The sequence below is a fragment of the Paraburkholderia sprentiae WSM5005 genome (assembly GCF_001865575.2).
Lineage (GTDB): Bacteria > Pseudomonadota > Gammaproteobacteria > Burkholderiales > Burkholderiaceae > Paraburkholderia > Paraburkholderia sprentiae.
This window is the reverse complement of the sequence record NZ_CP017562.2, coordinates 2,027,163-2,053,205: the sequence shown is the minus strand read 5'-3', so window position 1 is coordinate 2,053,205 and position 26,043 is coordinate 2,027,163. Positions and strand designations below refer to the sequence as shown.

Genomic DNA, 26,043 nt, shown 5'->3' with positions numbered 1-26,043 from the left:
ACAATGGCCGCTCGACACCGGCGCCGCTCCCCATCCACTGCTGGCGGCCGGCTTGGAACCGTCGCCCAGGAGGCACCATGCAGAACGGGCTGGACGCCGACGCAACGAATTCCGGCGACGCGGCGCGAGAGCGCGCGCGCGCCAAACGCGCGGTGCTCGTGATCGCGATTGCGCAGCTGCTCGGTACGTCGTTGTGGTTCAGCGCGAACGGCGCGATGCGCGATCTGCAGATTGCCTGGCACCTGAGCGCGTCCGGTATCGGCTGGCTGACCAATGCGGTGCAGGCCGGCTTCATTGTCGGGACCTTGCTGTCGGCGACCACCGGACTCGCGGATCGCGTGTCGGCGAGCAAGGTGTTCGCCGTCTGCGGCGTGCTCGGCGCGACCTTGAATGCGCTGTTCGCCCTGTGCAGCGGCGGGCTCGCGTCGGCGCTCGTGTTTCGCTTCGGCGTGGGCGTCGCGCTCGCGGGCATTTATCCGCTCGGAATGAAGCTGCTCGTCACCTGGGACCCCCGTCGCGCCGCACAAACGCTCGCGTTGCTCGTCGCGATGCTGACGCTCGGCACGGCGTCGGTGCATGCGATTCGCGCGTTGCTGTCGGGCGTGCCGTGGCAAACCGTGGTGCTCACCTCGTCGGTGCTCGCGGTGATCGGCGCGGTGCTGGTGTTCGCGCTCGGCGAGGGGCCGCACGCTCGGCGCTCGGGCAACCGCCGCTTCGGTTTGTCGGCGGGCGTCGGCCAGGTCGTGCGCATCAGCGAGTTTCGCGCGGCCGCGCTCGGCTATTTCGGTCACATGTGGGAGTTGTACGCGTTCTGGACGCTGACGCCGCTGCTCGTGCAGCGCGCGTTTGCGAGCGGCGCGCCCGCGGCACCGGGCACCGTCGCATTGTGGTCGTTCCTGATCATCGCGATCGGTGCGCTCGGCTGCCTGTTGGGCGGCAAGCTGAGCAAATCGGTCGGCAGCGCGCGTACCGCCGCTTTCGCGTTGACGATCTCGGGCACGCTGTGCGCGATTTATCCGCTGACCACCGCGCTCGGCACCGCCGTGCAGCTCGCACTGCTGCTCGTGTGGGGCATCAGTGTGATCGCCGATTCGCCGCAGTTTTCGGCGCTGTCCGTCAAGGCTTGTCCCGCCGACAAGATCGGCGGCGCGTTGACGCTGCAAAACAGCTGCGGCTTTTTCCTGTCCGCATGCTCGATCCTATGGTCGACGAGCGTGTTTCATGCGCTCGACGTGCGCGTCGCGTGGCTGCTGCTGCCAGGGCCGATCATCGGTCTGATCGCGATGACGCCGCTGTTGCGCAAGCAGCCACGCTGGTGATGCTCGCGGTGCGTTACTTGCCGCCGTGCTTCGCCTGCCAGCGCTGCATGAACGCGATCTCCTCATGCTGAGCCTTGATGATATTGCGCGCGAGCCGCTTGATCTCCGGGTCTTTGCCGTATTTCAATTCCGCCTGCGCCATGTCGATCGCGCCCTGATGATGCGGGATCATGTGCGCGACGAAATCCCGGTCGGCGTCGCCGGTGTATTCGGGGGCGCTCATGTCATGCATCATGCGCTCGTCTGCGGCCTTGAAGGCTTGCGTCGATGCGCCCGCGTCCGCCTGCGCCGAATTCGCCATGTTCATGCCGGGCATGCCCTGAGCTTGCGCGTGAGCGGGCAGAGCCGCCGCCGCGCATGCCAAACCGCCAAATACACAGAGAGCGCGCAACGCGCGAAGGTTTTTCATATTGGTTTTCCGTTGATGAAGAGGGGGCGACGTGCTCCGCGCGATTCTAACGGGCACGTCGAAGATCGTGGCGCTTCCCACCGTGGTAAGGTCAAGCGAAGCAAAGCCATGCACGCCTATAATCAGACGCAACCGCATGACCCATCGAGCATCATTGGCCGCATCACTTACGCAACGAGGTTGACGGCATGTACATCGCGATGAACCGCTTCAAGGTGGCGCCCGGCTCCGAGGACGCCTTCGAACATTTGTGGACCACGCGCGACACCCATCTGAAAGAGGTGCCGGGCTTCGTCGAATTCCATTTGCTGAAGGGCCCCCGCAAGGACGATCACGTGCTCTATTCGAGCCATACGATCTGGCGCGACTATGCATCGTTCGAGGCATGGACGAGGTCCGACGCGTTTCGCGCCGCGCATCGCAGCGCCGGCAACGAAAACCGGGTGCTGTATCTCGGCCACCCGGAATTCGAAGGCTTCGAAGTCATCCAAACCGTCAAGTAGCGCGATAGTCGCGCCGCGCATGCGTGCCACTCATCGAGGAACGAAACATGAAAGCCATCCGAATCGGTTCGCCCGCCACCGTCGATAGCCTCCAACTCGTCGATCTTGCCGATCCCGGTCAGCCCGAGGCCGGGCAAATTCGCGTGCGCATTCGCGCGAGTTCGTTGAACTACCACGACTACGGCGTCGTCTGCGGCAACCTGCCGGCCGAAGCGGGACGCATTCCAATGGCCGATGGCGCGGGCGTCGTCGAAGCGGTCGGCGCAGGCGTGCGCGAATTCAAGGCCGGCGATCACGTGGTGTCGTGCTTCTTCCCGCACTGGGAAAACGGTTCGCCCGCGATCGGCGATTTTTCGACCACCCCCGGCGACGGCGTCGACGGTTACGCGCGCGAAGTCGTCGTGGTGCCGAGCCACTACTTCACGCATGCGCCGGCCGGCTACAGCCACGCCGAAGCGGCGACGCTGACCACGGCGGGGTTGACCGCGTGGCGCGCGCTGGTCGTCGATGGTCAGTTGAAGGCGGGCAGCAGCGTGCTCGTGCTCGGCACCGGCGGCGTGTCGATCTTCGCGTTGCAGATGGCGAAGGCGATGGGGGCGTCGGTGATCGCGACGTCGTCGTCGGATGCGAAGCTCGCGAGGTTGCGCGAACTAGGCGCCGACCATGCGATCAACTATCGCGACAATCCCGAGTGGGGCAAAGAGGTGCGTCACCTGACGAATGGGCGCGGCGTCGACCACGTGATCGAAGTGGGCGGTCCCGGCACGCTGCCGCAGTCGATCACCGCCTGCCGCATCGGCGGGCATATCGCGCTGATCGGCGTGCTGACCGGCCGCGCGGGTGAGGTGCCGACCGCGCATCTGATGGCGCGGCAGCAGCGCTTGCAAGGGTTGATCGTCGGCAGCCGGCACGATCAGATAGACATGGTGCGCGCGCTGGAGACGACCGGCGTCAAGCCGGTGATCGACAGCACGTTCGAGCTCGACAGGCTCGCCGATGCGTTCCGGCACGAGGCATCGGGTGCGCATTTCGGCAAGATCGGCGTGACGATCTGAGCATCGAACACTCGCGCGCGGCCCCGCATGGCGCGCGCGACGGTTCTAGCTCAAATGTCCGTCGCGAGGTCCGCGAAACCGACACGCGTCGCTTCGCAAGCCTGCGTGAATCCTTCGTCGTAACTCGTGAAGAACACCGTGTGCGTCGTGCCGAGCGTTCTGAACAGCTCGGCGAGCACCGCGCGCGCGGACGCGTCGAGTCCGCCGGCCGGTTCAATCGTTGCGTTGATCGGCCCGGATATTCACTAGACGGGCGACGCTGGCCGGGACCGTTCCCGGCATCATCCAGATGCAGCGCGCATATCTGTCAATTGTTGACAGATTTTCAGTCGCATCTGATAGATGATATGTCATCGCCGGTGTGACACTGAGAAGCTTCAGAAAGCACGTTCCGATACGGAAGGTCCGCGGCGCACGTCATGGTTCTTTCGCGGATCTTGATAAGTTGTGCGTATAAAGAATGAACTAGAATATTTTCAGGCTGGTCTACAGCCGGTTGCGGGGCATGCTGGTTGCGGTTGCTGAAACCGCTAGTGCATCGGGCAGGATGGACTCGGGCGAAACCACCGGCCAGCGTCCGGCGCATCGTATTTCACTGCTCATCTCGTTGTTCCCGATGCGTCATGCGGCGTTTGCCGCACTGATCGTCTCTGGCGCGTCGGCTTCGCTCGTTGAGGCGCAGGTGGTCGGCGCGGGCGCGCATGCGCCCACTGTCATCCAGACGCAGAATGGCCTGCCCCAGGTCAACATCAACAAGGCGTCGAATGCGGGTGTTTCGGTAAATACGTATTCGCAGTTCGATGTGCAGAAAAACGGCGCAATCCTGAACAACTCGCCCGTTATCACGAACACGCAACTCGCAGGACAGATAAGTGGTAACCCGAATCTTTCGCCGGGCCAGTCCGCGCGGATCATTCTCAACCAGGTCAACAGCAATTCGCCCAGCCAGATGCGCGGCTATCTCGAAGTGGCGGGCAACCGGGCCGAAGTCGTCGTGGCAAACGGTTCGGGGATCGTGGTCGATGGCGGCGGCTTCATCAATACCACGCGCGGCATTCTCACCACCGGGACACCTATCCTCGGCGCGGACGGCAACCTGAACGGTTTTAACGTGACAGGTGGCAACATTACTGTCCAGGGTGCGGGCCTGAATGCAACAAACGTCGATCAGGTGGACCTGATTGCGCGTGCAGTGCAGGCGAATGCTGCGATCTACGCGAATAACCTGAATGTCATCACCGGCGCGAATCAGGTCAGTCACGACACGCTCGCAGCGACCCCGATTGCCGGCGATGGTGCCGCGCCAGGCGTGTCCATCGACGTGAGCCAGCTTGGCGGCATGTACGCGAATCGTATCGTGCTGGTCAGCAATGAACACGGTGTCGGGGTGTCCAATGCAGGCGTGATCGCCGCCCAGGCGGGTGACCTGACGCTCTCGACGCAGGGCAAGCTGGTTCTGGCCGGCAAGACAAGCGCGAGCGGCAATCTTGCGGTGTCAGCGGCGGGCGATGTAGACAGCAGCGGTTCGACCTACGCGCAGCGGAACCTGACCATCAGTGCGGGGAACGTCACGTCAACCGGCACGCTCGGCGCGGGGATCAATGCGAATGGCAGCGTTGGCCAGGACGGCGATCTGAACCTGAACGCGGCAGATACCCTTTCCGCAACAGGCCAGAACATCGCGGGTGGCAATGCCACGTTTCAGGGCAACAGCGTAACGCTTACGGGCAGCCAGAGCACTGCTAACGGCGCGCTCACCGTTTCCGCCGCACAGACGCTCGACACCAGTGCGGCGACGCTGAACGCGACGCAGCTGTCGCTGGCGGCAGCGAACCTCACCAACCACGGCGGCACGCTCACGCAGACCGGCACCGGGCCGACAACCGTCAATGTATCCGGTACGTTCGACAACACGAACGGATCGCTGGCGACGAACAGTTCCAGCCTCACGCTCGCGCCCGCTGCGCTCATCAACGACGGCGGCAGGATGACGGATTCCGGGACCGGCACCCTGTCCATTGCCACCGGTTCGCTGTCGAACAACGCGGGCACCATCGCCACGAATGGCTCGCTGGATGTCCACGGGGGCGTGGTATCGAACCGGGGCGGGACGCTCGCGGGGCAATCGTCCGCGACCTTTCAGGTGGCCTCGCTCGATAACGGCGCAGGCGGCTATGTCGGCGCACGCGACGTATCGATAACCGGCACGGGCACGCTGAACAACGTGGGCGGCACCGTGCAGGCCGACGACGTGCTCGGCGTGTCAGCGCAGAGCGTTGCGAACGATGGCGGCACGATTGCGAACGGCGGCACCGGGGCTACGACGGTGAGCGCCAGCGGCGCACTCACGAACACCGGCAACGGACTGATCGGCGGCAACGGTGATGTGTCCGTCGCGGGAGGCAGCGTCAACAATGCGGGCGGTACGCTCACCGCATCCGGCGCGACGACCATCCGGTCCGGCAGCATGCTCGACAATTCAGCGGGTCTGATCCAGGGCAACGGCAGCGTATTGGCCTCGGCATCGGGCGCGCTCGTCAATGCCGGTGGCCAGATCGAATCGGACGGCGCGGCTACGATATTGCGGGTGTCGGGCGCATCGGTGGACAACACGAATGGCCGTATCGCCAATGTCGGCACAGGCGCGACGACCATTAGCGCGGCAACCATCACGAACGCCAACACGGGCGGCTTGAGCGGCGCTGGTACGATCGGCGGCAACGGTGACGTGACTGTGAACGCGCAGACGCTGTCGAACACGGACGGCGCACAGATCCTGTCAGGTCACGACCTGACGCTGAACGCGACGCAGTCGGTGAGTAACACCGGCGGCACACTCGCGGGTGCGAATCACCTCACGCTCGACCAGGCTGGCGCGACGCTCGTGAACCAGAATGGTTCGATCCACGCCAACGGTGCGCTCGGTCTGAACGTGGCGACGCTCGACAACACGTCGGGACGGATCGGCAATGACACCGGTAGCGGCGGCACCGTTGCCATCACGGCTGGCACGCTGGCGAACCAGGGCGGCGCAATCGGCAGTGACCAGGACCTGAGTGTCACGACGAACCAGCTGACCGGTGATGGCCGCATCGTGGCGGGCCGTGACGGCGCAGTCACCATCAATGGCGACTACACGCTCGACACCGCCACCCTGATCCAGGCGAATCACGATCTGAGCTTCACCACAGCAGGCAGCTTCACGAACCGGGGGACGCTCGGCGCGGTCAACGCGCTCACGGTGAACGCCGCGAACGTGGACAACCAGGCGGGCGCGGACCTCAATTCGGCCAGCACCACCGTCAATGCGGCGAACGCGATCACCAATGAAGGCCGCATCGAGGGCGACACCGTTACGACGAATAGCGCGACTCTGACCAACGCCGCCACCATCATCGGCAACACGGTCACGCTGAACGGCAGCCAGTCTATTGTCAACACCGGGGCCGCCGCCGTCATGGCCGCCGCTTCGCAACTGAACCTGTACTCGCCCGGCGATATCTCGAACACCGGCGGCGCGAACCTGTTCAGCCTGAGCGAGATCAACATCGCCGCCGACGCGACGCGCGACGGTAACGGTCTGCTCGCGAACCGTAGTCATTCAGTCGCCAACGACCAGTCCACCATCGAGGCGCAGGGCAATATCGAGGTCGCGACGCAGACGCTGACGAACTCGCGGCCCGCGCCCACGGTTGAGACAGTGACAACCGATGTTGAGACTGAACACCAGACCAAGCGCGACAAGTACATCATCTGTCCGACCGGTGGTCCGATTCCGGCCTGCTCCAATCCCACCTGGAGCGATGGCTACAGGAATCCGCTCGACGCAACGTTCAGCGCCTCGCAGATCATGTCGCAGACCTCGGGGCCGAATGCGACCGACAACGTGCTGGTCGTCAACGTCAACGGCCAGCAACAGACGATCTGGTACAACACACTGACGAAGAACGCTGACGGTTCGGTCACCGTCAACTACTGGGACGACTACAACCCGAACCTCAACTACCTGCCATCGACCGAATACCCGACGTTTAGCGGTGGACATAATGGCTATCAGGTCGTCGAGGTCGCGAGAGACACGACGACCACCACGCAGCAGGACCAGGTAACCGGTCCGCAGGCCCAGCAGGCGCAACTGCTGGCGGGCGGCAACATGACGCTGGCGAACGTCGGTACGCTCAACAACAGCTACAGTGCTATCGCAGCGGGCGGCTCGATCCAGATCGGCGCCAGCCGGCAGGACGGCGAGATTGCCAACGGCAGCGGCAATTACGGCGGCACGCTGGTGAACAACGCCGGGCAGACGCTGTACCAGTACCAGCGCCAGGACATCGTTTCCACCTTTGCGTGGAACCTGGACACCAGCCAGGACCGGCAGACGGTGACGGAACCCTCCATCGTCCTGACGCCTGTGGCGATCGGTGGCACGGGCGGCACGATCATCGCGAATAACACGGTCCGGATCAGCGGCACGGACATCAACAACACGAACGTGGCGGCGGCGAACTCCGCGACCGGGGCCACCGGTGGCACGCTGGGCGCTAACCAGGTTCTGACAGGCCCGCACGTCAAGGCCCCGCAGACGGTCGCGAGCAGCACCGGCAAGCTGAACATCACGTTGCCAAAGAGTGCTCTCTACACGTATCAGACTGCGCCCGGCGCGTCGTACCTGGTCGTCACCGACCCGCGCCTGACCAGTTATACGAATTTCATCTCATCGGACTACATGCTCGGCCAGCTTGGGCTGAACCCGCAGAGCGTCGAGAAGCGCCTTGGCGACGGCATGTACGAGGAACAGCTTGTCCGCGAGCAGATCACGCAACTGACAGGCCGCGTCTATCTGCAAGGCTATACGAACAACCTGGACGAGTATCAGGCGCTGATGACGAACGGCGTAAACGTTGCGCAACAGTTCGGGCTTGAGCCCGGTATCGCGCTGACGGCCGCGCAGATGGACGCGCTGACGAGCGATATCGTGTGGCTGGTCAGTCAGACCGTCACGCTGCCCGATGGCAGCACGCAGCAGGTGCTCGCGCCCGTTGTCTATCTCGCGCAGACCCACGCGAACGACCTGCAACCGACCGGCGCACTGATTTCGGCCGATGACGTCGAGATTCATGCAACCGGCAGCACCACGAACAGCGGCGTGATCAAAGGCGGTACGCAGACGGTCGTGAGCGCCACCGATATCCTGAACCGTGGCGGCACCATCGGCAGCAGTGGGACGAACGGCACCACGGTCGTAGCCGCGACGAACGATGTGGTCAATGCGTCCGGGATGATCAGCGGCAACCGCGTTGCGGTGCTGGCGGGCAACAACATCATCAATACGACGCTGGTCGACACCGTGGGCGTGAGCAACGCGGCCAGCGACAGCAGGATGAGCACCACGCTGCTCGGCGCGCAGGGCACGATTGCGTCGAGCGGCGACATGGTGATCGCAGCGGGCAATGACCTGACCACGCACGGCGCGAATATCACCGCAGGCGGTGACGCGCAGATCACGGCAGGACATGACATCACGGTTGACGCGGTGCAGTCCACAACGTCGCAGTCCGGGATGCAGAACGCGCAGCACCATTGGGATGCCAGCAGCACGGTCAACGAGACGAGCGCGGTCACGGCGGACGGCAGTCTTGCGATGCAGAGCGGCAACGACACGACGCTCAGGGGCGCGACCGTTGCGGCGGGCGGCGACCTGGCGGTGGTCGCGGGCGGCAACCTGACGGCTACCACGGTGACGGACACCGCCACTTTCAACAACGTTGCCACCGACGGTCCCTCCCGCAAGGAGGTTGACCATGCGTACGACGAGCGGGCGGTGGGCACGACCTTTACCGCAGGCGGCAATGCGACGCTTGGCGCAGTCAGCACCGACGCCAGCAAGGGCAATGTGACGCTGACCGGCTCGACGCTCACGACGGGCGTAACGAACGGCATGGATAACGGCACAGGTGCGGCGACCATCGCGGCCACCGGTAACGTGACGCTCAATCAGGCCCGCGAAGAACACGACAGCTATCAGGCGGTCCAGTCGAAGCGCGGCAGTATCGTTAGCGGTTCGACCACCGACACGATGCAGGCCACGCAGGCCAATATTGGCGTCGCGAGCACCGTGTCGGGCGATACCGTGACGGTGCAGGCGGGGCGCGACCTGACCATTCAGGGCAGCAACGTGGTCGGGACAAACGATGTGAAGCTTGGCGCGGCGGGCAACGTCAATATCACGGCATCGCAGGACACGCAGCAATCGCAGAGCGACTATAGCAAGCGGGAATACGGTTTCCTGTCGGGCCTGAATCCGCTGAACCAGCTTGACGGCGGCTTGCAGGGCTACACCATTGGCACGCGCACCACCACCGATGCGCAGCAGGCGACGCAGGTCGCGAACAATGGCAGCATGATCGGCTCGCTGAACGGCAACGTCACCGTCACGTCCGGCAATGACCTGCATGTGACGGGCAGTACGCTGCACGCAGGCAACGACCTGAATCTCGCGGGCAAGACCGTGACGATCGATGCCGCGCAGGATACCGCGACGCAGAACGAACAGCAGTCATTCAAGCAGACGGCGATATCTGCGGGCGTGAGCAACCCGGTCATTGCGGCGGTGCAGACCGCGAACCAGATGCGCAAGGATGTGAAGCAGACGAACGGCGACGCGCGGCTCGATGCCCTCGCCGCTGCGACGACAGGGCTTGCAGCGAAGAACGCCTATGACGCCGTGATGAGCGATCCGACAGCGGTCGGCGGTGTGGGTATCAATGTGTCGCTCGGCACCAGCCACAGCAACAGCAACTCGGCGGCATCGTCCGCTACGGCGCTGGGCAGCACCATATCGGCAGGACACAACCTGAATATCGCGGCCGGTGGTGCAGGAGCCGATAGCAACATCAATGTCACCGGCAGCAACCTCACCGCAGGCAATAACGCGACGCTCAATGCCGAAGGCGCCATCAACCTTCAGTCCGCACAGAACACCAACAGCCAGCAGAGTACCAACAGCGGATCGAGCGCGAGTATCGGCGTGACGTTCGGCGTCGGCAAATCGAACGGCATCTCGTTCCAGGCAGGTGTCTCGGGTACGAAGGGCAATGGTAACGGCAGCGATACGACGTGGACCAACACACACGTCAACGCAGGCAACACGCTCACGCTGCAATCGGGCGGCGATACGAACCTGAAGGGCGCGGTGGCTGATGGGCAGCAGGTGATTGCCAATGTGGGCGGGAACCTGAACATCGAGAGCTTGCAGGACACGAGCACGTACAACTCGAAGCAGCAGAGCGGCGGAGTGTCGGTGAGCGTGTGCGTGCCGCCGATCTGCTATGGCGCATCGAGCGTGGCCGGCAACATCAGCCAGCAGAAGATGAACAGCGACTATGCGAGCGTGACTGAACAGTCGGGCATCAGCGCAGGCGACGGCGGCTTCCAGATCGATGTGAAGGGCAATACGGATCTCAAGGGTGCCGTGATTGCCAGCAGCGATGCAGCCGTTCAGAGCGGCGTCAATAGCCTGACGACGGCGACGCTCACGCACAGCGACATCGAGAACACCGCTGAATACAGTGCGCTGTCGGTTGGCATCAGTGGAGGCTATGGCGGCGACATCGGCAAGAGCCAGGCCGGCAAGGCGGATAACACCAATCCGGTGCCCGGCACAACGTTGCCGAAGAGTGGTGGTCTTTCGATGGCGCCCCCGATTGTCATGAGCGCGTCGGGTGACGCGAGCGGGACGACGAAAAGCGCGATCAGCGGCGGTACCATCACGGTCACCGATGGCGCGAAACAGCAGCAGCTGACCGGGCAAACGGCTGAGGAAGCGGTTGCGGGCATCAGCCGGGATACGTCGGATACGCTGGGGTCGGTCGCGCCGATCTTCGACAAGAACAAGATCGAGGCCGGCTTCGATATCACCAGCCAGTTCATCAATCAGGTTGGCACGTTCGTGAACAACCGGGCGAAGGAAGCGGATGCCGCGAAGGCAGCGGCCAGTGATCCTAACCTGACGCCGGAACAGCGCGCGGCGGCGCAGCAGCAGGCCGACCAGCTCACCGCCGAATGGGGGCCGGGCGGGAGCTATCGGCAGGTGCTGACCGCGCTGACGGTGGCGGCGGGCGGCAACGTGACGGGAAGTGCAGGCCAGTTCGCGCAGAGCGCGACGGTGGCGTATCTGCAGGAGCTTGGCGCGAACGGGGTCAAGCAGATCGCGGACTATCTGGACAAGGACAGCACGGCCGCTGGTGAATCGGCACGCGCGGCACTCCATGCCATTGTCGGATGCGCGGGGGCAGCGGCGAGCAGCCAGAGTTGCGGCGCGGGCGCGATGGGGGCGGCGACAAGTTCGCTGCTCGGTACGTTGCTGGCACCGACCGATGGAATGTCAGCGGAAGACCGCCAGGCGCGGGAGAATCTGGTGACGAGTTTGGTAGCCGGGATCGCGGCTGCTGGCGGCGTCAACGCGGCGACGGCGACCGGCGCGGGACAGATCGAAGGGGAGAACAACCAGTTTTCCGTTGCGGTGCCTGCGGCGAGTTCGGCATTGCCGGGGTGGCTGGTGGCACTTGGCAAGCTGCCTGGCTTCAAGGGGGAAACGGCCAGCAAGGGCGATGGTGTGATCGCCGATCCTGCCACCGAGCTTGATCCGACGATCAAGGCGGATACGCCGATGACGACGCCTTCGGGGTCGGGGGTGATCGACGACATATTCAAGATGCCGCCGGTTGTGGATGTGGCTAAGGGGCTGGTTGACTATGTTATTACGGCGGTCGGTGGGTCGGATTCGGGTAAAGCCACAAACACGGATAACAATTCGCTTTTGGACCCGAAAGCAGAAAACCATGTGCTTTACGGGGACGGGCCTACGTCTGGCGGACACCTCTCCGGCGTTGGCAATCCCGGCAAGTCAGAATTTCCTGCAACATGGACGCCGCAGGACATTACAAACGCAATCTCGGATATTGCTACAGACCCGAGCACAGCCTGGTCGAAGCCTGCGCCGGGGAATGGTTACGTAACAGGCACTGGTACGATCAACGGCGTTGACATTAAAGTCGTCGTCGACCCCGCTAAAGGTCGAATCGTGACAGGCTATCCGACAAACTTGCCGAGGAACCCGAAATGAACTCGCTCTCTAACAATGCGTTGATTGAACACAATCTGACTTTCATTCTCAGCGAGATGAAGGCTCAGCCGGAAGTTGCTCAACACTATCCCCCGAATGGATTGACCTATGACGAACATTTGTCCCAGATCCACGAGTTCATCGCTGACGCTGGGGAGTATGGCCTCGCCTACGAATACGTCGTGGGAGCGCTGGAAAGCATTCCGTTCAGATTAACCGGCGCGGCAGCGGTAAAGCTCCTGGAGATCGGATTGCTAATGGGGTTTAAGTCCGAGCACGAAATAGACAAGCGCTTTGATAGGCGTCCGTAGAGATAGGTTTTGATACGGAGCGGTGATTGGCAGTCTGCTGGCACCGACCGATGGAATGTCAGCGGAAGACCGCCAGGCGCGGGAGAATCTGGTGACAAGTCTGGTAGCCGGGATCGCGGCTGCTGGCGGCGTCAACGCGGCGACGGCGACCGGCGCGGGACAGATCGAAGGGGAGAACAACCAGTTTTCCGTTGCGGTGCCTGCGGCGAGTTCGGCATTGCCGGGGTGGCTGGTGGCACTTGGCAAGCTGCCTGGCTTCAAGGGGGAAACGGCCAGCAAGGGCGATGGTGTGATCGCCGATCCTGCCACCGAGCTTGATCCGACGATCAAGGCGGGTACGCCGATGACGACGCCTTCGGGGTCGGGGGTGATCGACGACATATTCAAGATGCCGCCGGTTGTGGATGTGGCTAAGGGCTGGTTGACTATGTCATAACTGCGGTGGGCGGTGACGGTGACAGCACTCGCCAGTCGAATCCAACCAAGGCCGATAGTCCCGTATGGCAGGACTTGCAACCTGCTGGGAACGGCGTCAAAACGGACGGCAGCCGGTTTTACGAGTGGGACTACACTCACAACGACATCGAAGTCTATGACAAACGAGGACGTCACTTAGGGTCAGCAGACCCTGTTACTGGTGACCTGAATAAACCTGCTGTCCCCGGCAGGAAATTGAATCGGTGAGCAATTGGAAAAACGTGACCTGCTTGATGATCTGATCGCCCGTCGGCTAACGCCTGACGAGGCAGAGCAAGTCTATGACTGGTACATGGACAAGCTAACCGCAGCCGATCCTCCCGTCGTTGAGATGTTGGGATTTTCAAAGAAGGAGTGGACTGCGCACGCGCATGGGGCGCCCTTCGAGGTGATAGCTACGTGGCGAGCACATGGCTGGCCGGACCGATGCTTTCGATGCGGCAGAGAAATCGTGCCGGAAAACTATGGGTGGTTTCCACGCGAACATGAAGGTGTATATGGACTAAGGCACATTGTTTGTCCAACGAAAGATGAAACGAGCTGACTGGATATTCGCTTTGCAGCCCAACGACAATTCACCGTGCGACGGTGACGAACGCGGCGCAGATCGAAGTAGAGAACAATCAGGTTTCGATTCTTGCACCGAAGAAGAATCCGCTGAGCACAGATCTGGTGAAGACGTTCTGTGCAACAGGTAAACGTTTCAAAGATTCCAATTGATGTAATGCGAGCTCTCGGATTCAAAGGAAAGTAAATGCTATCTGGAAACCCTGACACGTTTGCAATTTGGTGCGATGCGGTTGATCCATGGTCAACGCCTGACTTCGCAAACGGGTGCTTCGGCTACTTCATGGGAGGTGGGCTAATTTGGTCTGGTCGATCAACATTGGGAGTTGATCTGAGCATGCTTTCCCGATTGCATTGCATGAAAAATTCTGTTGAAGACGCAGATCTTTTTCATCGATCACAGCAGGACGCCTATCGCGAGCTTTGTGCGCGTGCATTTCCATCAATGGATTCCGATGCGGCAGACAGTGACTTCAATCATCTTGTGTCAGCAGAAAGTCTTTCGGACGATGGAAATTATGTTTTCCTGATTGAGTATGCTGGTTTGGCAAAGCTGATTTACGGATTCCAAGAAAATTCAAGCGAAATTGGCGAAGTCATCTTGGCGCGGTGAATTTCAGTCCGTGGTTCGCGATGTACTTACAAAATGCCCTAAAGAATTCAACGCTGGGGGGTGCTAGCCTTTCGTTAGTTCGGGGTATGGGGCTGGGAATGCGATCTTTAATAGTGGAAACAACGATGCCGGTTCCAGTACATCGAACGAAGGTAACAGCAGTGGCAACGCGGGCTTCGAAACTTCTAATCTTGAGAACAAGCTAAAAGGCTATCTGTTAGGGGAGTGTCAGAATTTCCGTGTTCAAGGCGGGTTGAGAATCACACGAATGGATCCGGTGATGAGCAATTACTGCGTTGAAATATTTAAACATATCCTGATAGACGGTGATTAATTGAAAGAATATGCAAGTGTGCGGTATGGCCTTTCTGGACTTGTAGCATTACTTATGGCTGGCTGCTCGATAAATCAACCCGTAAATGAGAGATATTCTGTATCAAAGATATCTACTCCCGACATTGGGATGGGAATCGTATTTGGCAAGCGTTGCGAGGGAGGATTTTTTTCAGTAAAAAATGTTAAAACAGGTGAGGAGACGGGATATACGGGTAGCTACCCTGACAGGGACTCAGTTTTCGCGATGCAACTTCCGGCGGGAGAGTATGTAATTCAACAGATCTCAACCGGCGCATACCGACCTATGATTTCAAACAATCCAGTTCGGTTTATGGTGTCGGCTGGAAAGACGGTTTACATCGGAACGCTGATCAAAAGCTGGTCCATTTTTAACAACTCTTTTCTCAACAAGGTTCCAGAAAAATATAAATGTGACGGCGAAAAGCAGTATGTTGTTTATGAGGCGAAATATCATATCCCCCCAAGCGCTTTTTGGATGGGGCTAAAAAATGATACGACACCGGATTGGGCTTCAGTATATGTTTCTAATTACGTGAAAGGAGTTTTGCCGGAGATTCATACGAAATTTCCAGATCTGGATTTGTCACAATTCGAAGTGAGACTTATGAAATAAAGAGCAAAGTGTTTAGTTCAAACACCATAGATCGGTAATTGTCGGATTGAGGGAGAGAACAACCAGTTTTCCGTTGCGGTGCCTGCGGCGAGTTTGATGCTAAGTTGATATATGGCTTCAACGATGACCTTTCAAGTGTTCGAGAGATTTCGCCAAAGCGGGGAGAGTTTCAGCCGTTGCACTCGACGCAGCCAGAAAGTGGCATAACCCATAGTAATCGGAACAAAACAGATTTTTCAACGCCGCAGGGGCTTGCCTAGTCCGCTGGCGCGTGAAGCGCAGAATCGGGATTTGAACAACCAATGAAAATGAGAAAAAGGCTGGCGGCCCTGCCGCTCACGGCCCTGGCATCGCTCGCCTTCGCGCAGCAAACGCCGACGCCCACACCAGCGGACAAAGCAGCCGCGGCACGCGCCAGCGCCGAGCAGAACCAGCAGGTTGAGCAGCAACGCAATGCGCAGGAACGAAACGCGACTGTCAACGCGCCTTCGGTGCGTTCGACGGTTGAGCGCGCCTCTGTCTGGCCCGAACTACCGGCTGAAACGCCGTGCTTCCGCATTGACTCGTTCGTACTCGACGTGCCCGCAACGCTGCCGGATGCAGTACGCAAACAGGGCGCATCCGCGTTGCCGCTCGACCGCTTCGCGTTCGCCCGCGAATGGCTCGACCATTACACGGGGCAATGCGTCGGCAAGGCAGGGCTCGAAACGCTCACCAAGGGATTGCAGCAGGCTATCCTGAGTCGCGGCTACATCACGACGCGCGTGCTGCTGCCCGAACAGGACCTGTCCTCCGGCACGCTCAAGTTTGCACTGGTGCCCGGTGTCGTGCGTGCGATCCGCTTCGCCGACCCCGCCGTGCGCGGCACATGGAAAACCGCCTTCCCGGCCCGCGAGGGTGACATGCTGAACCTGCGTGACCTCGAACAGGGACTCGAACAGATGAAGCGCGTCAGCAGCCAGGACGTGGACATGAAAATCGAACCCACTGACGTACCTGGCGAAAGCGATGTGGTCGTGACGGTAAAGCGCGCGAAGCCGTGGACGGTGGTCGCGTCGGTGGACAACTCAGGCACGCGCGCGACCGGCAAGCTGCAAGGCAACCTGAGCCTTGGCCTCGACAACCCGTTCGGGCTGAACGACATTTTCAACGTGGGTGTGAGTCAGGACCTCGAATTCGGCGACAAAGGTCTCGGTTCGCACGGCTGGAACGGTTCCTATTCGATTCCGTGGGGCTACTGGACCGGTACGCTGTCGGCCTATACGAACACGTATTACCAGCAGATCGCAGGCGCGAACCAGACGTTCGTTTCAAGCGGCAATGCACAGACGGTGGACTTCAGGCTACAACGCGTACTCATGCGCAGCCAGAACAACGTACTCGGCGCGCAGTTCAGGCTCACGAAGCGCTTCGGTGAAAGCTTCATTGAAGACACCGATATCCCGCAGCAGCGGCGCAACAACACGTTCATCGAGGCGGGGCTTACCGATCGCCACTACTTCGGCGCATCGCAGTTCGACGGCAGTCTCGCTTACCGTCAGGGTGTGGGCGGCCTCGGGGCGACACCGGACTTCTATGAGAACGGCCCGACTTACCGCTTCCGCATGGCCGTCCTCGACGCGAACCTGTCGGTGCCGTTCAGGATCGCAAGCCAGCCATTGCGTTACGTGACGAGCGTGCACGGGCAGTTCACGAACGACACGCTGAACTATATCGATGACCTGACCATTGGCAGCCGCTACACGGTGCGCGGCTTCGACGGCGAAACGATGCTCGCGGCCGAACGCGGCTTCTTCTGGCGCAACGAGGTGCAGCTACCGGTTGGATCGACGGGGCAGTCACTTTACGCAGGTATCGACTACGGCCGTGTGTTCGGCCCGAGCGCGGCGTATCTCGCCGGTACGCAACTGGCGGGCGCAGTCATTGGCGTAAAGGGCAGCGTATCGGCCAAAGCCGGCGCGCTCGCCTATGACCTGTTCGCCGGGACGCCGATCTACAAGCCGTCGGACTTCCCCACTGCGCGCGTGACGGTCGGTTTCCAGTTGACTGCGCAGTTCTGATCACGCTTTCACGTGGACTGTACTGGCTGTCGTCTGCCCGGCCAGAGTCATTCCAAAAAAAGGAAGCGCCATCACTTCCTGTACATCGAACCCGTACCGCTTGCACAGATCGTCAAACGTACTGCCTGACAAATCACGGTGCAGCAGATCGGCCAGGGCAGGGCAGCCGACCGCGTGGGCAAGAGCAGCTTATGACCGCGCGACTCGCAGCCCGACGACTATGCACGATGAGGAGTGGTCCTTTTCGTCTTCCGCGCCGTTACGCCGACGCCGACGTCTGCAGCAAAAACTCCACCATCCGATCGCACACGCGTTCGAACATCTGCTCTCCCGTCACAGTCGGGCAGCCGCGCGCGCGCGCCGCTTCGGTCAGTGGCGTGAGCGGCGGTTTCGTTACGACGTCGCCGACAAAAGTCGTGGCCGGCAAACGCGCGACGTCGATCGGCAACGGATCGCTCGCACGCATGCCGAGCGGCGACGCGTTGATGACCACGTCGTACGTCGTCCAGTCGAGGTCGGTAACCGCGCCCCGCGCCGCGCCGCGGCCAAGCGCATTGAGCCGCGCGGTCAGCGACCCGGTGCGTTCGACGTCGCTGTCGCGCACAGCGAGCGAGCCGACGCCGCGCTGAATCAGCGCATGCCCGATCGCCGAACCCGCGCCGCCCGCGCCGACCAGCAGCGCACGTCTGCCCTCTAGGTCGCAGCCCGCGGCGACGAGCGCGGCGACGAAGCCGGTGCCGTCGAACATGCCGCCGTGCCAGCCGCCATCGGCGTTGCGGCGCAGCGTGTTGACCGCGCCGAGGAACGCGGCTTCTTCGGTGAGCGTCGCGCAATAGCTCGTGGCGCTGAATTTGTGCGGCACTGTGACGATCGCGCCGTCGACGTTGCGCATCGGCGCGATGCCCGCGACAAACGCGGGCAGATCGGCGGGCGCGACGTGCGCGGGCACCACCAGTGCATCGCGGCCGGCCGCGCGCAATGCGGCGGTGACGCCCGACGGCGAGCGCACCTGCGCAATCGGATCGCCGACGATGAAATACACGCGCGTCGCGCCACTCAGACCGGCATCGAGCGACGCCGCGAACGCAGAGGTTTCAAGCTGTTGCGTAGTCGAATCGCCTGAAATGGGCGCCCTTTGCATATTCCCGCGTTAACCGTTCGCTATTTTTCACATCATTGCTTCTGTCTAAATCGACTTTGTTGAGTAATTCTGACTGATTTTAATTGGGGTGCGGTTAGATATAGACATTTAAAAATAGGTAGCGCTTTTTACGCTGATAAACTGTGCGCCGGAGCCAATGCTGCGACGCCTCGCGCGCGTTCGCCGCGTCACCGTTCCGGCGTGTCGACGGCCGGATAGACGGTAAAAGCAGGCTTTCTCCGCGAATTGACAGACGCGCACCGCCGGCATACTGCCATCGGCCAACGCGGCTCACCGGGACGCACTTGCTGTCGTCCTTCTGGATTGTCCTCTACGCCGCGTTCGTGCGGCGCTTCGCCTGAGCCGATTTACCGCAGACTCCGCCTTCCGATTTCGACAGGTAATTGACAGACAGCTTGACTACGTAAGGGCTTGTTCAAGTCCGCATTTTGGAAATGACTCATGAAGCCGGGAAATAATTCGCTTGTCAAAAGACGCGCACGCAAATTCGCGGTGGCGGCTGTGGCGGTGCTGCTTGCGGTGCTGGTCGGTTGGGGCGTCTGGTATGCCCAGCATCGCACCGAGCCGCAGGCGCCGGCGTTGAGCGGCGTCGCGAGCCAGATGCGTCAGGACGCGTCCGCGTGGACGCACGAAGAGAAAGACGCATCGACGATGCTGCGCGACATTCGCGCCGCCAACGTTGCGGCGATCGGCGTGAGTCCCAACGCGATTCTCGTGTCGCTGCGCGACGGTTCAAAGTACTTCGTCACCGATCACAACGCGACCTTCTCGCACGCGCTGCTGTTGGGCGAGCGCTCCGATGCCGCTGCGTATCAGCTGGTGTGGCTGCCCGACGTCGACATCCACAACGACGGCGCGCGCTGGACCCTGCTGTTCGAGCAGTTGCGCGACGCGTTGAGCGTACTGCTGCCGCTCGTGTTGATCGGCGGCATGGCGTGGTTCATGAGACGCGAGATGAAGGGCGGCGCGAAGCTGCTCAGCGAAACGCCGACGCTGCGTTTCGACGATGTGATCGGCGCGAACGAAGCGAAGGCCGCGCTCTCCGACATTCGCGGTTACCTGTCCGATCCGAAGCAATTCTCGGCGCTGGGCGTGCGCGCGCCGTGCGGCATCCTGATGGTCGGCGCGCCCGGCGTCGGCAAGACACGGCTCGCGCAGGCACTGGCCGGCGAATGCGGCGCGAACTTCATTTCGATCACCGGCAGCTATTTCAGCGCCAAATACTACGGCGTCGGCATCCAGAAGGTTCGGCACCTGTTCGAACTCGCGCGCAAGAACGCGCCGACGGTCATCTTCATCGACGAAGCGGATGGTCTTGCGAAACGCACCGACACCGGCGGTGGTCCGGTCGAAGCCGAAAGCAACCGGATCATCAATCAGTTGCTCGCGGAGATGGACGGTTTCGAATCGAACGAGGGTGTGATCGTCGTGGCCGCGACCAACCATCCCGACAATCTCGACGAAGCGTTGCGCCGCCCCGGCCGTTTCGATCGCACGGTGCAGGTGCGTCTGCCGGATCGCGAAGACCGCGCGAAGATTTTCCGTTTCTACGCGCAGCGGCTCAAGTCGAAAGCGGCGGATATCGACTACGACCAGCTCGCGCGTTTGACGACTGGACTGTCGCCCGCCACCGTCGCGATGGTCGTGAATCAGGCGGGGCTGATCGCGCGCAAGGCGGGCGATAACGAAATCGCCGCGAAGCACTTCATGGAAGCGATCAAGATCGCGCGCATCGGCGACGTGAGCGGCGCGGAGCGCGCGCTCACCGAGGACGAGCGCAGGCGCATCGCGGTGCATGAGGCAGGGCACGGCCTGGTCGCCGCGCTGCTGGGCACCGGCGTGCTCGAGGAAGTGACGATCCTGCCGCGTGGCGGCGCGCTTGGCGTCGCGCTGATCACGAAGGCGCAGGACAAGCACCTGTACCGCGAAACGGAAATTCGTAACGAGATCCAGGTGCTGCTCGGCGGACGCAACGCGGAGGTTCTGATGTTTTCCGAAGCATCGAGCGGCGCCGCGTCGGATTTGCAGGAGGCCTCACGTATCAGCCTCGACATGGTGTCGAAGTTCGGCTTCAACCGCGACGGCGATCTGTTCAGTCTCGCGGCGCTGCCGTCGCAGTACGCGGGCCTGCAAATGAAGAGCGCGATCGAGCATGCGAACGTGCTGCTCAAGGAACTCAACGAACTTTGCTACGGGCTACTGCACGCGTACGAGCCGGTACTGCGCGACATTTCAGACCAGTTGCTCGAGCACGAGACCGTGCCTGGGGAAACGGTCTATCGGCTCATCACCGAGCACAAGAGCACGCTGGTGGAGATCGTGCATGAGCCCGCGGCGGCTTGACGGACGTTTCAACGCGCTACGCGAAGTCTGAGAGCCCCGGGTCGGCTACGCCCGGCGGCGCCACCTCGCGTCTGTACCGCGAGAGATCGAGCGACTGCAGGCTCGCCCCGAGGATGCCGTTCAGGCGACCTCGGAAGTCACCTTCTGCGCCGCTTTCAATACCGGTTCGCTGCGCGCCTTGAGCCGCAGAATCGGCGCTTCGATCAACCGCCACGACAGCAATGCGATGCCAAGCGAAATCGCAAACGACGCGACGACACCGAGCGCATGTGCCCACGTCGGCACGGTGCCACCAAACCACGCTTCGGCATGACGGTTACGCGTCAGATCGGGGATCAGGTTGTGATACAGGTAGAAGCCGTAACTGATACGCCCAAGACCGGCGAGCCAACGCGTCTGCAGCAGACCGATCACAGCGGCATTGCGGCAACATGCGATCGAAGTCACGAGCGCCGCAATACCGAGCCCGTACGTTGCGCTGATCGCCGTAAACGACAACGGATTGTCGAGCATGTTCCATCTCGGCTCCGCCGCGCACAAACCGATCACGACCAGACTCAGCGTGAACAACGTCACGCCATGACCGAGCCAGGCACGCACGCGGCCGCGGTCGTCCGCGATCACCTGACCACCGACGCCGCCTAACGCGAGCAACCAGACATTGCTCAACGGGTGCGTGTAGATCGTGATCTCGTCCCAGTGCGCGGCGCGCATCGCGAACAACGCAGCGAGGCCGAGCGCCACGATCGCCCAACATGCCGCTCGATGTCGCCTCGTCGCGAGCAGCAGTAACAGCGGCGCGACCACGAGATAGAACTGCTCCTCGATCGCGAGGCTCCACAAGTGCGAATAGCGGCCTGGCCAGTAGCGCAGCACCGAGCCGATCCAGATGTTCGACAGGTACGCGAAGTGAAACGGCATGCCGCTCGCGAGTTCCGGATTCGCGAGGCCGAAGGCCATCAGCCCGCACATCACGACGAGCATCAGGTAATAAATCGGAAAGATGCGCACCGTGCGACGAAAAAGAAAGCGCCTGAGTTCAACGCCGAAGCGGCTGTCGCCCGATTCGATGCGCGCGCGCTGCGACGACAGGATGCCGATGATCAGAAAGCCGCTCAGCGCAAAGAAGATCCAGACGCCGAGATGCCCGATCTCGCCGATGCCGCCGAATAGCCGGTGCTGCAGAAACACCATCAACACAGCGATCGCGCGCAATCCATCGAATCCGGCAATTCTGTTTTTCATAAACCCCTATTCGCAAAGCGGCGGAAAAGCACGAAAACATCGTACGGGGAAAAAAGAGCGAAAAAAATCGCACCGCGTGCCCGATGATTTATTTTCGCATCTCACGTCCGCCCATCAATACGGGCGTCCCGGTTTCGTGCATGAAAAGCCGCAAAACTTGCCGCGCTTTCGTTAAGGACGCACCGAGTCTTACCAGTCGCCGACGTCTCGATTTCAGATTGCCGTGGCGAAAGCGAACATCAAAGGCGACTTGTCAGCGCCCTGGCCCGCGGCATACGTGATGGTTGGGAACGGTCTAGTCTTTGTGGTGCGCCCAGGTTTGGGCCGCTGATGCGTGGCCATTCACGCCTTTGCGTGCCGCCGGCGCGCATCCTTCTGGAAGACGAATGGAAAATCCTGGCCACGGTCGTGGACGATCGGTCGAAGTCGATTTCTTTCGCGGTGTCGTGCTCATCGTCATCGTGCTCGATCACATTCCCGGCAGCACGCTCTCGCACCTGATGCTGCACGCGTACGCGTTGTGTGATTCGGCCGAGGTGTTCGTCTTTCTCGGCGGCTATGCATCGGCGGCGGCGTACACGGCGGTGCTTGCGCATCGCGGCGAAAAGGCGGCGCAGCGGCGCTTCGTCAAACGCAGTTGGGAGATTTATCGCGCGTATTTGCTGACGGCGATGCTGACGCTCGTGTCCGGCGCGATTCTCGCGCTGCTCGATCTGAATCGGCCGATGGTAGAAATGACCGGCTGGCTGCCGTTTGCATCGCAGCCGTGGCGCGAGGCATTCGATATCGCGCTGTTGCGCCGGCAACCGTACTTGTCTAGCGTGCTGCCGATGTACGTGCTCTTCGCGCTCTGTGTGCCCGTGATGGTGCCGCTCGCGCGTCGCTCGGCATCGCTTGCGCTTGCCGTGAGCCTCACGGTGTGGGCAGTCGCGCGTCCGCTTGCCGCGTTATTCAGCATTGACGATGTCGCCGGCTGGGCTTTTAATCCGTTTGCGTGGCAGCTGATGTTCGTGTTCGGCATTCTGTGCCGCGTGCAGCCGGCTAGCGAACGTTTTCATGCGAGCCACACCGCGCAGTGGTTCACGCGCGTTGCGGTCGTCGCGGTGCTTGCCTTCGCGATCGTCAAACTTTTCGTGCTGACGCAGCCTTTGCCCGGCACGCACAAGCAGAATCTTTCCGTGGAACGTGTGATCAACTTCATCTTCATCGCGTGGCTCGCCGCCCAGTTCGTGCGGATGGGCAGCATCGCGTGGCTCGCGAGACGGCTGCCCGCGGTGGTGACGGTCGGGCGCACCGGGCTCGTGTGCTTCGTGACCGGCACGCTGGTGTCGTTGATCATCGACACGGCGATGCCGCATTCGTTTCATGGTTTTCGCGGCGTGCTGGCCGGGCTCGGCGGCGACCTCGCGGCAATCGGCGCGCTGCTGATGATCGCGCGCGGCTGGAGCGGCCGGAAGGGGCAGCAGCCGGGCGCGCATGCGAACAGCGCGGGTTACGGATGACACGGCGCGAGCGCGTCGCGCGCATCACGACCACGATGCGCACGACGGGCAGGCTCGTTGGGCTCGCAACCGTGATGAGCGTCGCAGCGCTCGCGTGGCTCGCGATGCATCGCACGGCCGCGATAGCCAAACAAACACCGTTCGCGATGCACTGCGCGGAGTTCGCCGGCATGTGGCTGTCGCCCGACCTGATCGAGATGCCGACGGCCGGCGCGCTGGTCGAAACTGCGGCGATGGTCGAGGCGAGCGCGCCGGGCAATCAGCAAGGCGGCGAGTATTGCCGTATCACGGGCCGCATCAAGGCACTGAATCCAACGACGCCCGATATCCGCTTCGACCTGAATCTGCCGCGTCGCTGGAATGGCCGCGCGTTGCAGATCGGCGGCGGCGGGTACGACGGCGTGATCGTCAGCGGCATCGGCGTGATGCCGTTCTCGCCGGATCGCGCGCCGCTCGCGCAAGGCTATGCAACCTTCGGCGACGACTCAGGGCACGTCGGCGATTCGTCGCTCGCGCAGTTTGGTCTCGTCGATGAAGCGGTGACGAATTTCGGCTACGCGCATCTGAAGAAGACGCACGACGTCGCGCTCGCGTTGATCGCGCGCGCGTACGGCGGGCCGCCGCAACGCATGTATTTCGCCGGTGGCTCGACGGGCGGCCGCGAAGGCTACACGGTGATGCAGCGCTTCCCTGACGACTACGACGGCGTGATCGCGAATTCGCCCTCGCTGAATTTCTCCGGCGTGCGACTGATCGGCGTGAAGCTCGGCCAGGCCGAATACGGCAGACCCGGCGGCTTCGTGCCCCCGGCGCTGCTCGAACGCGTCTATCAACGAACGCTCGAGGTATGTGACCGGCTCGATGGCACGGCGGACGGCATCGTCAGCGACGTCGAAGCGTGTCGCGCGCACGAATCGCAAATCATCGATTCACTGCGTTGCGCGCTGCACACCTCATCGCACGATGCGTGTCTGACCGACGCGCAAATGGCCACCTTGCTGGTGATGCGCGATGGGCTGTCGCTGCCGTATCGGCTCGCGTGGGACGTGAGCGGCTATCGCGGCTATAACGTGTTCCAGGGCACCCGGCTGACGGGCGCGCTCGGGCTCGCGCATCAACCGCAGCGTCAAGCGGCGTTGAGCTTCTATGCGAACGGCTATCTGTTCGCGCAAGGCGACGGCTACCTGCGCTTCTTCGTCGCGCGCGATGCGCATTTCGACTCGTTGACGTTCGATCCGCAACGGCCCGGCAAATATCGCGCGCAACTGCTCGGGCTGTCGGCCACGATCGGCTCGATGAACCCGGACCTGTCGCGCTATATCGCGCACGGCGGCAAGCTGCTCACGCTCCAGGGTCTCGCCGACGAAGTGATCAGCCCGAATCAGACAATCGCGTATCACCACGCGCTGGTCGCGCGCAACGGCCAGGACGCGGTCGATCGATTCATGCGGCTCTACATGGTGCCGGGTTTTCAGCATGGCAACGGCGCGTTCATTCCATCGGTCGATCTGCTCGGCGCGCTCGACGCGTGGGTGACGCGCGGCGTCGCGCCCGAGACGCTGACGGCCACCGACCTCGCCGCGGCGACGAATGGACGCTCGCGGCCGCTGTGCCGCTATCCGACGTTCCCCCGCTATGTCGGCAAAGGCAATGTAAATCTGGCGAGTAGTTTTATCTGTGCGCAGCCTTGACGTGTGAGTCGTCGCAGCACCGGTGCGGACCAGCGAACCGCGCAAGAAGGCAAGAAGACGGCGACGCGGCAACTCCCGATGCCGCGTCGCCTTGGCGAAGCTCGACCGCCGTTACTGCCCGTTCTGCATCGTGCCGTTGTTCATGCCGTTGCCGGTCCCGCTGCGCGTGCCGTTGTTCATGCCATGGCCCGTGCCGCTCGTCGAACGATTGGTCGTTGCGCCGTTCGGCGTTGCGCCGGTGCCGGTGCCCATGCCGCCGCCGGTGCCGGTCACACCCGGCGAACCATAGCCGGAGCCGGTGTTGCCCGGGGTGCGCACCGAGTTGGGTCCGACGCCTGGTGTGGCCGTGCCGCCCGCGCCGCCCGTCGTGCCGCCGCCGGCGCCGATGCCGGTGCCGCCCCCGCCGCCGGCCCCGCCGCTCATGCCGCCGGCAGCGCCGCCGCCGGCGCCTCCCGCACTACCGCCAGCACCGCCACCCGCGCCGCCGCCCGCCTGCGCGTAGACGCCGCCCGACAGGGCCATCACGAGCGCGGAAGCAAAAATCGTTCTGGTCATGCGTTTCATGATTCACCTCCACAAATAGGGTTGATGTCACGCAAGCGCCTGGTCGCTCGCATGACTGAAGCCGCAAGGGATGTGCCTCGGGCGTGCTTCGAGGTCGCTGAAGAACCGCTTGCGCGCGCTGCACGCTT

At 62.1% G+C, this 26,043-nt stretch carries 17 protein-coding genes and 1 pseudogene; 13 read left to right on the top strand and 5 right to left on the bottom strand.

Annotated features, from left to right (window positions below; translation table 11 throughout):
- Window positions 1-77: 77 nt before the first annotated feature.
- Complete coding sequence (locus BJG93_RS26045) at window positions 78-1,319, top strand: MFS transporter (RefSeq protein ID WP_027194197.1); 1,242 nt, start codon at window positions 78-80, stop codon at window positions 1,317-1,319.
- A gap of 13 nt (window positions 1,320-1,332) precedes the next feature.
- On the opposite strand, the gene copM is transcribed toward BJG93_RS26045, so the two are convergent.
- Entirely contained in the window at window positions 1,333-1,728 is a 396-nt protein-coding gene (copM, locus tag BJG93_RS26040; protein WP_027194196.1) for a CopM family metallochaperone, read from the bottom strand.
- A 188-nt stretch (window positions 1,729-1,916) separates the two neighbouring features.
- Between copM and BJG93_RS26035 the strand changes: the two genes are divergently transcribed.
- Window positions 1,917-2,231 (top strand): antibiotic biosynthesis monooxygenase family protein, encoded by a 315-nt coding sequence (locus BJG93_RS26035; RefSeq protein ID WP_027194195.1) that lies wholly within the window; start codon window positions 1,917-1,919, stop codon window positions 2,229-2,231.
- A 47-nt stretch (window positions 2,232-2,278) separates the two neighbouring features.
- On the top strand, window positions 2,279-3,286 hold the full coding sequence (locus tag BJG93_RS26030) for a zinc-dependent alcohol dehydrogenase family protein (RefSeq protein ID WP_027194194.1): 1,008 nt from the start codon (window positions 2,279-2,281) through the stop codon (window positions 3,284-3,286).
- 50 nt (window positions 3,287-3,336) lie between these two features.
- Here the strand turns inward: BJG93_RS26030 and BJG93_RS26025 are convergent.
- Window positions 3,337-3,501, bottom strand: a pseudogene (locus tag BJG93_RS26025) (ABC transporter ATP-binding protein); the annotation flags it as partial.
- Between the two features lie 290 nt (window positions 3,502-3,791).
- Between BJG93_RS26025 and BJG93_RS26020 the strand changes: the two are divergent.
- The 7 genes from BJG93_RS26020 (at window position 3,792) to BJG93_RS25995 (ending at window position 17,408) form a co-directional block, all read left to right on the top strand.
- The gene (locus BJG93_RS26020; RefSeq protein WP_083421014.1) at window positions 3,792-12,410 is read left to right on the top strand and encodes a hemagglutinin repeat-containing protein; all 8,619 of its coding nucleotides are present in this window, start codon (window positions 3,792-3,794) and stop codon (window positions 12,408-12,410) included.
- Window positions 12,407-12,721 carry a hypothetical protein gene (locus BJG93_RS26015; protein ID WP_034477119.1) on the top strand — a complete coding sequence of 105 codons (315 nt, stop codon included), beginning with the start codon at window positions 12,407-12,409 and terminating at the stop codon, window positions 12,719-12,721. Before BJG93_RS26020 ends, BJG93_RS26015 begins: the two co-directional genes overlap by 4 nt.
- Before the next feature lie 55 nt (window positions 12,722-12,776).
- Entirely contained in the window at window positions 12,777-13,157 is a 381-nt protein-coding gene (locus BJG93_RS26010) for a hypothetical protein (RefSeq protein ID WP_063828891.1), read from the top strand.
- Between the two features lie 5 nt (window positions 13,158-13,162).
- Complete coding sequence (locus tag BJG93_RS36525) at window positions 13,163-13,405, top strand: colicin E3/pyocin S6 family cytotoxin (RefSeq protein ID WP_407675306.1); 243 nt, start codon at window positions 13,163-13,165, stop codon at window positions 13,403-13,405.
- A 547-nt stretch (window positions 13,406-13,952) separates the two neighbouring features.
- Window positions 13,953-14,378: an Imm42 family immunity protein gene (locus BJG93_RS26005; protein WP_231337523.1), complete on the top strand. Its 426-nt coding sequence runs from the start codon at window positions 13,953-13,955 to the stop codon at window positions 14,376-14,378.
- A 334-nt stretch (window positions 14,379-14,712) separates the two neighbouring features.
- Window positions 14,713-15,348, top strand: a complete 636-nt coding sequence (locus tag BJG93_RS26000; protein WP_154671678.1) for a hypothetical protein — start codon at window positions 14,713-14,715, stop codon at window positions 15,346-15,348.
- A gap of 302 nt (window positions 15,349-15,650) precedes the next feature.
- On the top strand, window positions 15,651-17,408 hold the full coding sequence (locus tag BJG93_RS25995) for a ShlB/FhaC/HecB family hemolysin secretion/activation protein (protein WP_027194192.1): 1,758 nt from the start codon (window positions 15,651-15,653) through the stop codon (window positions 17,406-17,408).
- A 259-nt stretch (window positions 17,409-17,667) separates the two neighbouring features.
- Here the strand turns inward: BJG93_RS25995 and BJG93_RS25990 are convergent, their stop codons facing one another.
- Window positions 17,668-18,549: a shikimate dehydrogenase family protein gene (locus BJG93_RS25990; RefSeq protein ID WP_034477116.1), complete on the bottom strand. Its 882-nt coding sequence runs from the start codon at window positions 18,547-18,549 to the stop codon at window positions 17,668-17,670.
- 462 nt (window positions 18,550-19,011) lie between these two features.
- Between BJG93_RS25990 and BJG93_RS25985 the strand changes: the two genes are divergently transcribed.
- Window positions 19,012-20,913: an ATP-dependent metallopeptidase FtsH/Yme1/Tma family protein gene (locus BJG93_RS25985; protein ID WP_027194190.1), complete on the top strand. Its 1,902-nt coding sequence runs from the start codon at window positions 19,012-19,014 to the stop codon at window positions 20,911-20,913.
- Between the two features lie 120 nt (window positions 20,914-21,033).
- Here BJG93_RS25985 and BJG93_RS25980 read toward each other — a convergent pair whose 3' ends face one another.
- A complete protein-coding gene (locus tag BJG93_RS25980) occupies window positions 21,034-22,158 on the bottom strand; it encodes an acyltransferase family protein (protein WP_027194189.1) in 1,125 nt (374 codons plus the stop codon).
- Between the two features lie 386 nt (window positions 22,159-22,544).
- Here BJG93_RS25980 and BJG93_RS25975 point away from each other — a divergent pair, with 386 nt between their 5' ends.
- Window positions 22,545-23,660 (top strand): OpgC domain-containing protein, encoded by a 1,116-nt coding sequence (locus BJG93_RS25975; RefSeq protein ID WP_027194188.1) that lies wholly within the window; start codon window positions 22,545-22,547, stop codon window positions 23,658-23,660.
- A 35-nt stretch (window positions 23,661-23,695) separates the two neighbouring features.
- On the top strand, window positions 23,696-25,351 hold the full coding sequence (locus tag BJG93_RS25970; protein WP_231337598.1) for a tannase/feruloyl esterase family alpha/beta hydrolase: 1,656 nt from the start codon (window positions 23,696-23,698) through the stop codon (window positions 25,349-25,351).
- Window positions 25,352-25,462: 111 nt separating this feature from the next.
- Here BJG93_RS25970 and BJG93_RS25965 read toward each other — a convergent pair whose 3' ends face one another.
- Entirely contained in the window at window positions 25,463-25,915 is a 453-nt protein-coding gene (locus BJG93_RS25965; protein WP_027194186.1) for a hypothetical protein, read from the bottom strand.
- Window positions 25,916-26,043 lie beyond the last annotated feature (128 nt).

Bases quoted from the DNA above. Each gene is read 5' to 3' on its own strand.
- BJG93_RS25970 (WP_231337598.1), top strand. From the start codon at position 23,696: ATGCGCACGACGGGCAGGCTCGTTGGGCTCGCAACCGTGATGAGCGTC.
- BJG93_RS25965 (WP_027194186.1), bottom strand. From the start codon at position 25,915: ATGAAACGCATGACCAGAACGATTTTTGCTTCCGCGCTCGTGATGGCC.
- BJG93_RS25975 (WP_027194188.1), top strand. From the start codon at position 22,545: ATGGAAAATCCTGGCCACGGTCGTGGACGATCGGTCGAAGTCGATTTC.
- BJG93_RS25995 (WP_027194192.1), top strand. From the start codon at position 15,651: ATGAAAATGAGAAAAAGGCTGGCGGCCCTGCCGCTCACGGCCCTGGCA.
- BJG93_RS26020 (WP_083421014.1), top strand. From the start codon at position 3,792: ATGCTGGTTGCGGTTGCTGAAACCGCTAGTGCATCGGGCAGGATGGAC.
- BJG93_RS26030 (WP_027194194.1), top strand. From the start codon at position 2,279: ATGAAAGCCATCCGAATCGGTTCGCCCGCCACCGTCGATAGCCTCCAA.
- BJG93_RS25980 (WP_027194189.1), bottom strand. From the start codon at position 22,158: ATGAAAAACAGAATTGCCGGATTCGATGGATTGCGCGCGATCGCTGTG.
- copM (WP_027194196.1), bottom strand. From the start codon at position 1,728: ATGAAAAACCTTCGCGCGTTGCGCGCTCTCTGTGTATTTGGCGGTTTG.
- BJG93_RS25990 (WP_034477116.1), bottom strand. From the start codon at position 18,549: ATGCAAAGGGCGCCCATTTCAGGCGATTCGACTACGCAACAGCTTGAA.
- BJG93_RS26010 (WP_063828891.1), top strand. From the start codon at position 12,777: ATGTCAGCGGAAGACCGCCAGGCGCGGGAGAATCTGGTGACAAGTCTG.
- BJG93_RS26045 (WP_027194197.1), top strand. From the start codon at position 78: ATGCAGAACGGGCTGGACGCCGACGCAACGAATTCCGGCGACGCGGCG.
- BJG93_RS26015 (WP_034477119.1), top strand. From the start codon at position 12,407: ATGAACTCGCTCTCTAACAATGCGTTGATTGAACACAATCTGACTTTC.
- BJG93_RS25985 (WP_027194190.1), top strand. From the start codon at position 19,012: ATGAAGCCGGGAAATAATTCGCTTGTCAAAAGACGCGCACGCAAATTC.
- BJG93_RS26035 (WP_027194195.1), top strand. From the start codon at position 1,917: ATGTACATCGCGATGAACCGCTTCAAGGTGGCGCCCGGCTCCGAGGAC.
- BJG93_RS26005 (WP_231337523.1), top strand. From the start codon at position 13,953: ATGCTATCTGGAAACCCTGACACGTTTGCAATTTGGTGCGATGCGGTT.